This is a genomic window from Sulfitobacter sp. KMM 9851, assembly GCF_057178245.1.
In genome coordinates this window covers 1,721,388-1,734,750 of sequence record NZ_CM169991.1, presented here as the reverse complement: position 1 = coordinate 1,734,750, position 13,363 = coordinate 1,721,388, and the positions used below count along the sequence as shown (strand labels likewise).

General features: G+C 58.0%; 9 protein-coding genes, 1 tRNA gene and 1 pseudogene. 7 read left to right on the top strand and 4 right to left on the bottom strand.

What is annotated here, in order from left to right; genetic code table 11:
• Positions 1 to 30 precede the first annotated feature (30 nt).
• From AC1965_RS08540 to AC1965_RS08525, 4 genes are all read left to right on the top strand, one after another.
• A complete protein-coding gene (locus AC1965_RS08540; RefSeq protein ID WP_483886850.1) occupies positions 31 to 1,236 on the top strand; it encodes a pyridoxal-phosphate-dependent aminotransferase family protein in 1,206 nt (401 codons plus the stop codon).
• The gene (locus AC1965_RS08535; RefSeq protein WP_483886849.1) at positions 1,233 to 2,000 is read left to right on the top strand and encodes a CDP-alcohol phosphatidyltransferase family protein; all 768 of its coding nucleotides are present in this window, start codon (positions 1,233 to 1,235) and stop codon (positions 1,998 to 2,000) included. Before AC1965_RS08540 ends, AC1965_RS08535 begins: the two co-directional genes overlap by 4 nt.
• A gap of 33 nt (positions 2,001 to 2,033) precedes the next feature.
• A complete protein-coding gene (locus AC1965_RS08530) occupies positions 2,034 to 2,855 on the top strand; it encodes a phosphocholine cytidylyltransferase family protein (RefSeq protein WP_483886848.1) in 822 nt (273 codons plus the stop codon).
• Between the two features lie 820 nt (positions 2,856 to 3,675).
• Complete coding sequence (locus AC1965_RS08525) at positions 3,676 to 4,542, top strand: lysophospholipid acyltransferase family protein (RefSeq protein WP_483886847.1); 867 nt, start codon at positions 3,676 to 3,678, stop codon at positions 4,540 to 4,542.
• Positions 4,543 to 4,709: 167 nt separating this feature from the next.
• On the opposite strand, the pseudogene AC1965_RS08520 reads toward AC1965_RS08525, so the two are convergent.
• The 4 genes and pseudogenes from AC1965_RS08520 to AC1965_RS08505 form a co-directional block, all read right to left on the bottom strand.
• Positions 4,710 to 4,826 (bottom strand): annotated as a pseudogene (locus AC1965_RS08520) (transposase); the annotation flags it as partial.
• 139 nt (positions 4,827 to 4,965) lie between these two features.
• Positions 4,966 to 5,039 (bottom strand) — tRNA-Gly (locus AC1965_RS08515).
• Positions 5,040 to 5,080: 41 nt separating this feature from the next.
• Positions 5,081 to 5,932: a class I SAM-dependent methyltransferase gene (locus tag AC1965_RS08510; RefSeq protein ID WP_483886846.1), complete on the bottom strand. Its 852-nt coding sequence runs from the start codon at positions 5,930 to 5,932 to the stop codon at positions 5,081 to 5,083.
• Between the two features lie 3 nt (positions 5,933 to 5,935).
• Positions 5,936 to 7,969, bottom strand: a complete 2,034-nt coding sequence (locus AC1965_RS08505) for an ASKHA domain-containing protein (protein ID WP_483886845.1) — start codon at positions 7,967 to 7,969, stop codon at positions 5,936 to 5,938.
• A gap of 247 nt (positions 7,970 to 8,216) precedes the next feature.
• On the opposite strand from AC1965_RS08505, the gene guaB reads away from it, so the two are divergent.
• The 3 genes from guaB to AC1965_RS08490 all read left to right on the top strand — a co-directional run bounded on the left by guaB (position 8,217) and on the right by AC1965_RS08490 (position 13,319).
• Positions 8,217 to 9,668 carry an IMP dehydrogenase gene (gene guaB, locus AC1965_RS08500; protein ID WP_483886844.1) on the top strand — a complete coding sequence of 484 codons (1,452 nt, stop codon included), beginning with the start codon at positions 8,217 to 8,219 and terminating at the stop codon, positions 9,666 to 9,668.
• A gap of 48 nt (positions 9,669 to 9,716) precedes the next feature.
• Positions 9,717 to 10,877 (top strand): RsmB/NOP family class I SAM-dependent RNA methyltransferase, encoded by a 1,161-nt coding sequence (locus AC1965_RS08495; protein WP_483886843.1) that lies wholly within the window; start codon positions 9,717 to 9,719, stop codon positions 10,875 to 10,877.
• 180 nt (positions 10,878 to 11,057) lie between these two features.
• Entirely contained in the window at positions 11,058 to 13,319 is a 2,262-nt protein-coding gene (locus tag AC1965_RS08490) for an ATP-binding protein (protein ID WP_483887012.1), read from the top strand.
• Positions 13,320 to 13,363 lie beyond the last annotated feature (44 nt).

Here is a 13,363-nt window from a genome sequence, read left to right as displayed (position 1 = left end):
AGCGGCTTTACCCTCAAGGGGGGAAGGTCGATGAAGATTGAACCTATTTTGGATAAATACCTGCTTTTTACCCCCGGTCCTGTGAATGTGGCCGCATCTCTTCGCCACGCAATCTGCAAAGAAGATATCTGTCACCGCGAAGCGGACTTTGATAGTCTTTTGGCCAGCATTGAGCACAAGCTGCTCACGCTATTTGAGATCAAGAAACGCAATCGCTATCGCGCCGTTGTCATCACTGGATCAGGCACTGCCGCAAATGAGGCGATCCTGTCATCGGTTGTCGGCGACGGCGCAATTCTGATCCTGTCGAATGGCGAGTTTGGAGAGCGATTGCACAAGACCTCGCTTATTCACAACAAACGCACCCATCTACTGCAGCAGCCTTGGGGGGTGCCTTTCGACGCAGACCGGATTGCAGCCTATCTTGCGGCCCATAAAATCGATGTTGTGGCAATGGTTCACCACGAGACTTGCTCGGGTATGTTGAACCCGCTTGATGTGATCGGGGCACTGGCCAAGGATCATGGCGCGATCTTTGTGGTCGACGGTGTCAGTTCGGTTGGTGCGGAAGTCGTTGATATGGAGGGCTGCAATATTGCCTTCTGTTCCAGTTCCAGCTCCAAGGCGATCGGGTCCTACCCCGGTCTGTCATTCGTAATCGGGCGCAAGAAGCAGTTCAAGAAGCTGAAACGTCATGCCGCCAAGACAACGTATCTCAACCTTGCGACGTTCTATCGCTTTCTCAAGCAGCATAGCCAAACGCCCAATACGCCCGCTGTTCCCCTGTTTTTTGCCCTCGAACAAGCGCTCACGAATATTCTGTCCGAGGGTCTCGCCAACCGTATCGCACGGATACGCCGCCGTGCTGACCAGCTTCGATTGGGGATGCGCAAGCTGAACCTTGAATTCGTACTGGATGAAGCAGACATGTGCGCGGTCCTGACGACAGTCAGGGTGCCTCCGTCGATCCTGGTCCGAGACTTGCGAGACAGGCTGCGTGAGACATCAATCATCATCTACGAGGGCAAAGGTTGTTTTGCCGGGAAAGTCTTTCAGGTTGGCAACATCGGCGAGTTGTCGGATCTCGATATCCGGTTTTTCCTGAGCACCTTGAGGGACGTATTGGTGAAACTGAAGGCAGAGGTGGCGGGCGATGTTTCCCCGATCCGACCGAAGATCGTCAATCCAACCATCCAGGCACGTCCAAAGCCAGAACTGGTAACGGTCAGATTATGAGGGATAAATTCATGCGGCTTTGGGCGACGAAAACCGCCGATGACGAATGGTGGTCTTCATTTGTGACAGCACCTCTTGGCATCGTTGCAAATTATTGGGCCGTCGACGTTCCAGCGATCACACCGAACCGCATCACTGCCGCATCCTTTGTTGTCGCTGTCATCGCGACCATTGGTATTTTGGTCGGTGGTTTCGGCGGATTCATCGCTGCGGCTGTTCTCATCCATCTGAGCCACATTCTTGATTGCATGGACGGACAAATGGCGCGCTATCGCAAAGTGTCGTCAGCCATTGGCAGCTATTATGACCGTGTCACAGATCAGGTGCAGGTGACCCTTTGGTTCGGGGCAGCGGGCTTTGCGGCCTATTCTCAATCGCTCAGTGTCGTGCCAGTATTTCTCGCCCTGATCGGCATCTCTTTTTATGGGCTGCGCGGCTATGTGAAGTACGTCGCGCTGGAAATCGAGACAGCGCTTGATCCCGAATACCCCGCGAAGATGGCGCAACGAAAGCGACGGGAGCCCGTGGCTGGATTGGGCTTTGGCATCCTTGCCAACTTCAAATGGTTTCTCAAGGAACAGCAAAAGGTTCTCGCATTTGACGAGGGCGTGTTCATCTTCATGCTTTCAGCCGCTCTCATCTTTGACCAACTGACCCCAATGCTGTGGATTTTCGCAGCAAGTCAGATGTTTTTGGGCACAACCAAAGCATGGCAGCGCGGCGCGAGCATTGACGCAAACCAAAAGCTTTCGATCCAAAAATAGTATCCAGTATCGTTGATAAAGTCAGGAAAAACTATGAAATATGACAATAATCGCCCACCCATGGCCGTAATTCTGGCCGCAGGCATTGGGTCACGCCTCAGCCCGTTGACAGACAAAAGTGCCAAAAGCCTCCTGTCTGTCGGCGGATCAGTTATTCTCGAACGTATGATCCGCAACTGCTTGAGTTGTGGGATCTCCCAGTTCGTATTGGTGCTGGGCCACCGTGCAGACGAGATCAAGCAGTTCGTCGACAAGACGTTTCGTGGAATCCGCGTCACCTATGTGATCAATGACCGGTACCGCGATACCAACACAGGCTATTCCTTGATGCTGGCATCAAGCGCCGTCGGCGCGGCAGAGTTCATCAAATTCGATGCAGATGTAGTGTTTGACACCAAGATCCTTCGCGCACTGGTCGACAGCAATTTGCCCAATGTCTTGTGCATTGACCGCAATATCGCGCTGGCTGATGAAGAGGTCAAAGTGATCGCAGATGACGAAATGCGCGTGAGCGAGATTGGAAAATCCGTCGACCCAGCAACCGCACTGGGTGAATCCATCGGGATCGAAAAAATCTCCGCGGCTACAGGTCCAATGCTGTTTGCGGAACTAAAAGAGATGATGGAAAGCCCCGCACATGCGCAGGACTACTATGAAGCGGCCTACACGCGGCTGGTTGACAAAGGGGTACCGTTTCACGCGCTGGACATCACAGGAATGAAATGGACCGAGATTGATACGGCTGAAGATTTTGCTGCTGCAAACGAAATGTTCGGCACTCCAATCACGACAGTATCGCGCGGACAGGAAAGGGCATCGGACGAGGCGAATGCGCACCCGTCGCGGTCAAAGTAGGCGCACAAAAGAATTAATTGCGCGTGTTTGCCGGCTCTTCTAACACGTGCCAACACCACAAAATCCCAGCAAGCGTCGGTCGACCCTTGGCTGGGCTCGAACTTAAACGCCGATGGTGGACATTCTCTGGCTCCGCTGCGTCGGGTAGGTTGGACTCATCCCCGCCGTTAGCTGCGAAATGCATCAAGGTCCCGTATGGGCCGAAAGCGGCACCCTTCATCAAAGGCGGGAAACGGCCCTTCGCTGCGCTGGAATGAGCGTTGGCTTGGCGGGGGCATCAACCTTTGCAAAGCCAATGGAATTGGCATAGTACGTTTGAACTGCCAAACACCTATATTGGTAGCCTGTCGATTCAGCATCCCCTGTAAAATCTGGTCTGTTGCGCGGTACGGCTGCTTAATATGATAAATATGACCTAAAGGGAAATTTCGTTATCGCCAAGCTCACAAAATCATCCCATTTTACAGCCGCAAAGCCGCGATCTGAAACAACGTTGGAAAAAACAAGCCGCGTAGTTAAGGAAATCACTGAGCAGGAAACAGATAAACGGCGAGAAAAAAATGCGCGTCTTCGCAAGGCACGACATGAGAGCGACGCCGAACATGCACTAAGTACCGACGACGCAAAGTCCCCGCCCGTAGAAAACGAGACATAATTTAGTGCGTTGTACCCCGTTCATCAGACATGCCCCTTCAGCCAACCCTGCTGGGGGCGATGTTAGATCGGCAGGTATCGCCGGTCATGGTTCGGTTGTCCCAATTGATATTTGCCAACCAAGCGGCACTACAATGATCCAGCTCTCTGCGTCACTCCGACGCTTATGACTGGTCTTCCACTGCTGGCCGGAGCTCGTTATCTTCCGCTGTGGTTGGCGCTGACAATAGTTCGCCGACGTGACTTTGATGCGCGGTCACGTGCGTTGGGCACGACGTTCGCGGCGGTCATGCGATGGTTTCCGCCAGCAGTGCTGCGATTTGACCGTGAGACCAAACGGATATTTCCAGACATGAAGCGCAGCAATCGCGCTAAACTCGGTCAAGAGATGGGCCGACAAATGGGCCGGACTCTTTTCGAGATTTATCACAACGCCGAGTTTCAAACACAACACTGGAAATTCAAGATTACGGGTCCGGGTCTTGGCGCACTGAAAGAGGCGCAGGCAGCAGGCAAAGGTGTCATTGTCGTCTCCGGACATTTTGGGCAATGGGAAGCTGTGCGCGCCGCGATTAAGATGCATGGCTTTGAAAGCGGGGCTGTGTATCGCCCGCACAAGAACTACCATTACGAGCGCTTGATCAGAGCTGGCATCGAAGCTGGGGGAAGGCCGATTTTGGCAACGGGCCGCGTGGGAACACGGGCACTTGTGCGGCATCTTCGCAATGGTGGTATAATTTCTATTCTGCTGGACGAGAAACACGCTGGAGGGGAACGGCTACCGTTTCTTGGGCAAGAGGCTCTCACATCTCTGTCGGTGGCCCAGCTTGCCCTCAAATACGATCTGCCCGTAATCCCGGCATATGGCCTTCGTACAGAAGACGGAAATCTATTTAGCGTCGAATTTGAGTCACCCATCCCGCATACTGACAGCAGAACGATGACTCGTGCGTTCAACGATAGCCTATCTGCGCGAATTCTTAAAAATCCCGAGCAATGGTATTGGATGCTGAGGCGCTGGGACGATCAGTGACATTACACCAGCTCTGCACTTTCGAATAAAAAGCCCCCTCGCAGCGCGACCATCAGCAATTGGCCGCTATTCGACCGTTGCTGTCATTTTCACCAAAGCCCGCTCGGGGCCGTACTCCGCGTCGGGTAGCGGCGGCTCTCCATCACGTTTGACTTGGACCGGCATTAATAAAACGTCGCATCGCTGACACCGTGCTTGCGGCATAGCTCTTTTGCGCCAAGCCCCGCCTGATGCTCTTTCAATATCCCAATGATCTGTTCTTCGCTGAAACGGCTTCTCTTCATCGGCCGTCTCCTCAGTTGGAGAACAGGCAAACCCTAAACGCCGGACATTTCAGGGGAGCTGGTCAATCCCAACAGCAAAATTCAATTCAAAAATAGGCCCAAAAGCCTTATTTATATTACCCATAATGAATTTTGCGACTGGAGCGGGTAACGAGAATCGAACTCGTAACTAAAGCTTGGGAAGCTGCCGTGATACCTTTTCACCATACCCGCGCGCCAAGGCTGGGATAAGCGGCCCGGTCGCCAGCGTCAAGTCAGGGATTGACCGCGCGGTAGAAATTGATCTGCGCGGGCAACCGCAACTGCCCATCTGCATCGTATTCCCGCAATGCGTCCGCCAGCGCGGTTTGTACCGTGGCAACCTGCACCTGCGTGGCCGCGTGATGGTTGATCGCAGCGCGGGCCGGGCCGATATCACACATCTGTGACGCAAGTTCGGCGCGGCTGCCCTCCGGGGTCAGATTAAGCGTTTCAACGTCGCAACTTACACCCCGAAGTCCAGCGTCCTGCAAAATCTGCATGACCCGCGCGGGATCGCGAAAGGCGAAAGGGCCGGGCAGGTCAGGATCACTTTTGGGGACGGGCCCCAGCACGCCGCGCGCAATGCGGGCGGGCAGGGTGAAAAACGGGTTTTCAGGTATCTCGCCCCAAGTGGCAAAACTGACAATCGCGTCAGGGCGCAGCGCATGGGTCATATGGGCAAATGCCGCCACCGGATCGGCAAAGAACATCACGCCAAAGCGCGAGATCAGGCGATCAAACGCGGCAGTCGGCAGATCGTGGCTGGCGGCATCGCCCAGATCAAAGCGTACATGGGGCAGGGTGCCTGCCCGCTTTTGCGCCATTGCCAGCAGCGGGGCCGAGATATCGACACCCTGCACAGCGCCATCTGGCCCCACGGCCTGCGCGGCTCGTAGACTGCTCGCCCCCGTGCCGCAGCCGATATCCAGCACCCGGTGGCCCGCGCGCAGGTCGGCCCGCGCCAGAACACCGTCCAGCACCGGCTGCATCAGGGCATCAAGCCCTGCCTGACGCGCCACCCACTTTGGCCCGGCATTGTCAGACCAGAACGCCGCCTGGTCGCTGTTGTCCTGATATGGCACCATATACTATCCCCGCCGCCGCCGTCTGCCGCCGCCTTCGCCACCGCCGGTGTTGAATGTCGCGGTGGGCAAGGTGACGATGGAGTTCAGAATCGGGAACGGCTCGACCGCGTTGGGCATCGCCGAGGCATTCACAAAATGCTCTTGAAAGCGCGGTTCAATCGCGGTCTCGATCTTGTGGATCTCATGCACTGTTTGTTCGATCTCGGCCCGCGCATCGGTGTTCAGCAGTGCAATCCGCGCGCCAGTGCCTGCGGCATTTCCGGCCGATGTCACCTTATCCAGCGGCGCGTCCGGGATCATGCCCAGCACCATTGCGTGTTTCGGGGAGATATGCGCGCCAAAGGCGCCGGCCAGCACGATCCGGTCCACCTTGTCGACACCGAACTTGTCCATCAACAGCCGCGCGCCAGAGTATAGCGCCGCTTTGGCCATCTGAATCTCGCGGATATCGCGGTTGGTCACAGTAATGCGTGGCCCGCCTGTGGCCGTGCCGTCATGCACCATATATGAATTGGTGCGCCCATCGGCAAAGACATTGGGCGAGCCGGTCTGTTCCGCCGTACCGATCAGACCGGGCGCGTCCACGATGCCGTGCATCCGCATTTCCGCAACCATCTCGATGATCCCGGACCCGCAGATACCGGTGATCCCGGTCTGGGCCGTTGCGGCATCAAACCCGTCCTCGTCTGACCAAAGGTCACTGCCAATGACCTTGAACCGCGCAATCTTGGTCACAGGATCAATCTCGACCCGCTCAATCGCGCCGGGGGCCGCGCGTTGGCCGCTGCTGATTTGTGCGCCTTCAAACGCCGGGCCGGTGGGCGAGGAACAGGCCAGCACCTTTTCCTTGTTGCCCAGCAGGATTTCCGCGTTGGTACCCACATCGACCACCAACACCAGGTCCTCGGACTTTTCAGGCGCTTCGGACAGGGCCACCGCAGCAGCATCCGCCCCCACGTGGCCCGCAATGCACGGCAGGATATACACCCGCGCCGAGGGGTGGATGTTCAGGTCAAGATCATCCGCGCGCAGACGCATTGCACTTGAGGTGGTCAGCGCAAAGGGGGCCTGGCCCAGTTCGAACGGGTCGATCCCGAGGAACAGGTGGTGCATCACCGGATTGCAAACAAACACCGTGTCGACGATCAGGTTCTTGTCCACGTTGGCTTCGGTCGCGATCTGGGTAAAGAGCGCATTCATCCCTTCGCGCACCGCGCGCGTCATCTCATCCGCGCCCTTTGGGTTCATCATCGAATAACTGACCCGGCTCATCAGATCCTCGCCAAAACGGATCTGCGGGTTCATCACACCTGAGGATGCCAGAACAACCCCCGTCTGCAAGTCACACAGATGCGCGGCAATGGTGGTCGAGCCGAGATCAACCGCAAGCCCATAGACGGTGCCGTCGTAATACCCTGGCCAAATATGCATGATGCGCGGCGGGTTCTCGGCGTCGCCCAGATGCACCGCCACCGTGACCTTCCAATCCCCCTTGCGCAGGATGGGCTGCATCATCTGCAAGATGTGCAGATCAGCGTTGACCTTTTCCAACGCCCATTGGTCACGCAGCGCATCGCGCAGCCGTTCCAGATCGCCCGAGGGGTCGTGCATGTCCGGCTCTGCCACCTCAATGTAAAATAGCTTGGTCGACGGGTTGAGGACAATCTCGCGCGCCTCGGCGCGTTTGCGCACGACCTGTTTGTGCACCTGGCTTTCGGGCGGCACGTCAATGACCACATCGCCCTGCACCGCAGCCTGACACCCCAGACGCCGCCCGTCGATCAATCCGCGCTTGTCCTTATAGCGCTGCTCGACCGAGTTCCATTCGCTCAGCGCGTCAGGGGCTACGGTGACACCATGTTTGGAGAATTCGCCATAGCTGGGTGTGATCTGACATTTCGAACAGATGCCGCGCCCGCCACAGACCGAATCCAGATCAACGCCAAGCTGACGTGCCGCTGTCAGAATGGGTGTGCCGACAGGAAAATTTCCCCGCTTGCCAGAGGGGGTGAAGATCACCAGGGGGTCGCTGCTCATCTCGTGCCGTCCTTAACTACTTTTGGTCACCATAGCGGCCAAAGCAAAAGGTGAAAGCCAAAGGGCGGCAATTAATGACTGCTGGGCGTCATTTGCGCGCAGTTGTCGCGGCTGGCGGCGGCCAGATACCCTGCCCAGATACCCGCGTTCGGCAGATTGGCCAAAGGCCGCGCAATAGGTCTTTCCAATCTCGGCCATCCGTGAAATATGAAACCGCCAAATGAACCCATCCAAGCCGAGGTGCAAAATGGAGATTCGTGAGGCTCTGACCTTTGACGATGTATTGCTCGTTCCCGCAGCGTCGTCTGTGTTACCGTCCACCGCAGATACCCGCACGCGCGTGACCAAATCCATCGCGTTGAACATACCGTTGCTAAGTTCCGCCATGGATACAGTGACCGAAGGCCGTATGGCGATTGCGCTGGCACAGGCGGGTGGCATGGGGGTGGTTCACCGCAACCTGACCACCGACGAACAGGCCCGCGAAGTGCGCCGCGTCAAACGGTTTGAATCCGGCATCGTCTACAATCCGATTACCCTGCGTGCGGACCAGACATTGGCCGACGCAAAGGTCTTGCAGGAACGCTACCGCGTCACCGGCTTTCCTGTTGTAGATGATATGGGCCGTGTGGTTGGCATCGTGACCAACCGTGACATGCGCTTTGCCAGCGACGACCGCACCCCTGTGTCGGTGATGATGTCCTCTGACAACCTTGCCATCTTGCATGAACCCGCCGACCGCGACGAGGCGATCAGCCTGATGAAATCGCGCCGGATCGAAAAGCTGCTGGTGACCGACAAAAACGGCAAGCTGACGGGGCTGCTGACCCTGCGTGACACCGAACAGGCTGTGCTGAACCCAACGGCGTGCAAGGATGCGCTTGGCCGTCTACGGGTCGCCGCCGCCACCACCGTTGGCGACGCCGGTTTTGAACGCTCCGAGGCGCTGGTTGACGCGGGCGTCGACATGATCGTGATCGACACCGCGCATGGCCATTCCGAGGGCGTGGCGATTGCCGTGGCCCGGGTCAAAAAGCTGAGCAATGACATACAGGTCGTGGCAGGCAACGTCGCCACAGCCAGTGCCACGCGGGCGCTGATTGATGCGGGCGCCGATGCGATCAAGGTCGGCATCGGCCCGGGGTCGATCTGCACCACACGCATGGTCGCCGGCGTCGGCGTGCCGCAACTGACCGCGATCATGGATTGCGCACAGGCTGCGGGCGATATTCCGGTCATTGCTGATGGTGGCATCAAATTCTCCGGCGACTTTGCCAAGGCGATTGCCGCCGGTGCCTCCTGTGCGATGGTCGGCAGCATGATCGCAGGCACCGACGAAAGCCCCGGCGAAGTCATCCTGTACCAAGGCCGCAGCTTCAAAAGCTACCGTGGCATGGGCAGCATCGGCGCAATGGCGCGCGGCTCTGCCGATCGCTATTTTCAAAAAGACGCCGCCAGCGACAAATTGGTGCCCGAAGGCATCGAAGGGCAGGTCCCCTACAAGGGCAGCGCGAACAATGTGTTGCACCAATTGGTCGGTGGCCTGCGCGCCGCCATGGGCTATACTGGCTGCGCCACCGTCGAAGAGATGCGCAAGAATTGCACCTTTGTGAAAATCACCGGTGCCGGGCTGAAGGAAAGCCATGTGCATGACGTGCAGATCACCCGCGAGTCGCCCAACTACCGAGTGAGTTCGTAAGCCGTAACAATGGCTTACAAACCACTCTTCAACTATTAAGGAACGGCCATGACCCCCGGCGCACGCGTATCGGCAGCAATCGAGATCCTTGACGCCATTTCTGAGGGGTTGGCCGTCGAACAGGCGCTGACCCGCTGGTCGCGGGGCAGCCGTTTTGCCGGGTCCAAGGACCGTGCTGCGGTGCGTGACCATGTATTTGAGGTACAACGCCAATTGCGCACCGCATCGCACTACGGTCAGGGCGACAGTGGGCGCGCCCTGATGATCGGCCTGCTGCATAGCCAAGAGGCTGACCTTGCGGCCCTTTTCAACGGTGAAGGGCATTCACCTGCGCCCCTGACCGACGCTGAGACCGCTTTCCCCGCCGCACCAACCGACCGCGCCACCCGCCTAAACCTGCCTGATTGGCTGATGCCACTGTTTGACGCAGCACTTGGTGACACGGCTGATGCGACTGCGATGGCCTTGCAACAACGCGCGCCAATCTGCCTGCGCGTGAACCTGATCAAGGCTGACCGCGACGCGGCGCAGGCGATGCTGGCCGATGAGGGCGTTGAGACCGCGGCAAACCCGCTGGCCGACACCGCGCTGACTGTCGGCGAAGGCACGCGGCGGCTGCGCGGGTCCGCGGCCTATACCGAGGGTTTCGTCGAATTGCAGGATGCCGCAAGCCAGGCGGTAGTCGCCGCCTTGCCGCCCGGTGGCCGCGTGTTGGATTACTGCGCCGGCGGGGGCGGAAAGGCGCTGGCCCTTGCCATGGATGAGGGGCGTATCGTGTTCGCCCACGACATTGATCCACGCCGCATGAACGACCTGCCTTTGCGCGCCGAACGCGCGGGTGCCGCGATTGAGCTGCGCAAGACCGACGATCTGGGGCAGGGCGCGCCCTATGACATCGTTCTGTGCGATGCCCCGTGTTCGGGTTCCGGCGCATGGCGTCGCGCGGCCGAGGGGAAATGGGCCCTGACCGCCGACAGGCTGGCCGAACTGACCACGATCCAAGATCAGATTTTGGATCAAGCTGCCGCGTTAACAGCACCCGAGGGCGTGTTGGCCTATGCAACCTGCTCCGTACTGCGCACAGAGAACGAAGACCGCGTTGACGCCTTTTTGTCGCGCCATCCCGACTGGCAGGTGGGTTGCAGCAAGCGATTTGACATCACCCCTGATGGCGACGGCTTCTACTCAGCACACTTGACGCGGAAGTAAACACGCGCATACTCAACTAAGGCGTGTAAAGCGGTGACTGCTTAAACCTTGCTTAACCCTAATTGCGCGTAATGGTCGGACGATTCGCGATTTTCGGGAGCAGACGTGCAGCAAAACGCGACAGATTTAACCGTTCCAGCGGGGCTGAACCGGCAACCGCCGCGGCGGTTGCAAGGCGTGATGCTGATGGCGCTGGTGCTTGGGGTGTTGGCGCTGATCGCGCCGCATCAGATGGTTGCGCTTGGGCTTGGCGCGGCCTCTGCGACGCTTATTTTCATGGCATTGCCGCTGTGGCTGATCAACAGGCGCGCCACCCGTACCAAGAATGTAGCAAGCGACAATATCTCAGATTTCATTGCCAAGGATTCCACGCCCAGCTTTGTCGTCAGCCGCGATGGCCAGATCAAAACGCACAATCAGGCCGCCCAAACCCGCTTTAAGGGGTCCGAAACGGGGACGCTTGCGGCGGCACTGGGGGATAGTTTTGCCAACCCGACCGGGATCATCTACCGACTGCAATCGCGTGCCGAAGCGACCGGCGCCGCGCGCGAAGATATCGTGACCCGCAGTGGCCATATCCGGCTTTGCGTACATGAACTATCTCCTGATAGTTTCGTCTGGCGGGTTGAACCGATGGCCGAACGCCAGCCCACCCGCGCCGCACAAGAGGGGCTGAGCCTGCCGATGCTGATGGTCGGGCGCAGCGGCGCGATCTTGTTCATGAACGACGCCGCACGGCTGTTGGCCGGGGGGCGCATCAAATCGCTCGACCGTTTGTTCATTTCGATGCCTGTTGCCAATGGAACAATCGCCGAGATTTCCACCCCCGATGGCAATCAAAATGTATTGGTTGCCGAAGTGAATGGCGGTGCGGGCCGCCGTGCTCTTTACCTTTTGCCGCCCGCCGAAGGGCTAAGTCCGCAAAGCGGGGGCAGACACGGGAACGAGGATCAAAGCTGGCAGGTCTTTCAGGATCTGCCGGTCCCGTTGATCAAGGTCGGGCCGGACGGCATGGTGCGATCCTTTAACCGGATGGCGGCCAAGTTGATCGGGGTTTCATTGACGCAAGAGGTCCATCTTTCCGATCTGATGGAAGGGCTTGGCCGGTCGATCACCGACTGGCTGGATGATACAATTGCCGGTCGGCTCATCCAAAAGTCCGAATTCCTGCGGCTGAAACGGACCGACCGGGAAGTATTCGTGCAGGTGACCCTGAACCGCGTAACAGAAGCCGGGACGCCGGCGTTGATCGCGGTGCTGAACGACGCGACGGAACTGAAATCTCTCGAAGCGCAGTTTGTCCAAAGTCAGAAGATGCAGGCGATCGGGCAACTGGCAGGTGGCGTGGCGCATGATTTCAACAATCTTTTGACAGCTATTTCTGGCCATTGCGATCTGCTGTTGTTGCGCCATGACCAGGGTGATCCCGATTACAGCGATCTGGTCCAAATCAATCAAAACGCCAACCGCGCCGCGGCCCTGGTCGGGCAACTGCTGGCCTTTTCCCGCAAACAGACCCTGCGCCCCGAAACACTGGACATGCGCGATACGATGGCCGATCTGACGCATCTGTTGAACCGGCTTGTCGGTGAAAAGGTCACGCTAACCCTTAGCCACGATCCGGTGCTATCGCCGATCCGCGCAGACAAGAGGCAGTTGGAACAGGTGCTGATGAACCTCGTTGTCAATGCCCGCGACGCCATGCCTGCCGGGGGCGAGATCCGCATCATCACAGAGGTGACAGACCTTAAGGAGCCTCTGCTGCGCGACCGTGTGACCGTCCCGGCAGGGCAATATGTTACTGTGCAGGTCAATGATGACGGCGAGGGGATTCCGTCGGACAAGCTGCAAAAAGTGTTCGAACCGTTCTACACCACCAAACGCACCGGCGAAGGCACCGGGCTGGGCCTGTCCACCGCCTACGGCATCGTAAAACAAACCGGCGGCTTTATTTTTGTCGACAGCGTTCTTGGCGCAGGCACGTCTTTTTCGCTTTATTTTCCGGTGTTGGAGGCACAGCCCCTGCCACCCCCACGCGCGTCCATTCCCAAGACAGAGAGGAGCCCGATCAAACATGACGATGGCGTGATCCTTCTGGTCGAAGACGAGGCCCCGGTGCGCGCTTTTGCCAGCCGGGCACTGCGGTTGCGGGGGTATACGGTCCTCGAAGCCGAATCCGCCGAAGCGGCGCTGAAGACGCTTGAGGACGAGAGCCTGAACATTGACGTGTTTGTAACGGACGTGGTGATGCCGGGAATGGACGGACCCAGTTGGGTTCGAGAAGCGCTTAAGATGCGGCCCGGCGTTCGAGTGGTGTTCGTGTCAGGCTATGCCGAGGACAGCTTTGGCGAAGCGCAGAGCAAGATACCGAATTCGGTCTTCCTGCCCAAACCATTTTCGCTCAATGATCTGACGGAAACCGTGCACAATCAACTGCACTAAGCGGTCTGTTTACCCTGCGACGCAAGGTCGGCGAGGCCACAATC

Coding starts and splice junctions, on each gene's coding strand:
- AC1965_RS08540 (WP_483886850.1), top strand. CDS start 31: ATGAAGATTGAACCTATTTTGGATAAATACCTGCTTTTTACCCCCGGT.
- AC1965_RS08535 (WP_483886849.1), top strand. CDS start 1,233: ATGAGGGATAAATTCATGCGGCTTTGGGCGACGAAAACCGCCGATGAC.
- AC1965_RS08530 (WP_483886848.1), top strand. CDS start 2,034: ATGAAATATGACAATAATCGCCCACCCATGGCCGTAATTCTGGCCGCA.
- AC1965_RS08525 (WP_483886847.1), top strand. CDS start 3,676: ATGACTGGTCTTCCACTGCTGGCCGGAGCTCGTTATCTTCCGCTGTGG.
- AC1965_RS08510 (WP_483886846.1), bottom strand. CDS start 5,932: ATGGTGCCATATCAGGACAACAGCGACCAGGCGGCGTTCTGGTCTGAC.
- AC1965_RS08505 (WP_483886845.1), bottom strand. CDS start 7,969: ATGAGCAGCGACCCCCTGGTGATCTTCACCCCCTCTGGCAAGCGGGGA.
- guaB (WP_483886844.1), top strand. CDS start 8,217: ATGGAGATTCGTGAGGCTCTGACCTTTGACGATGTATTGCTCGTTCCC.
- AC1965_RS08495 (WP_483886843.1), top strand. CDS start 9,717: ATGACCCCCGGCGCACGCGTATCGGCAGCAATCGAGATCCTTGACGCC.
- AC1965_RS08490 (WP_483887012.1), top strand. CDS start 11,058: ATGCTGATGGCGCTGGTGCTTGGGGTGTTGGCGCTGATCGCGCCGCAT.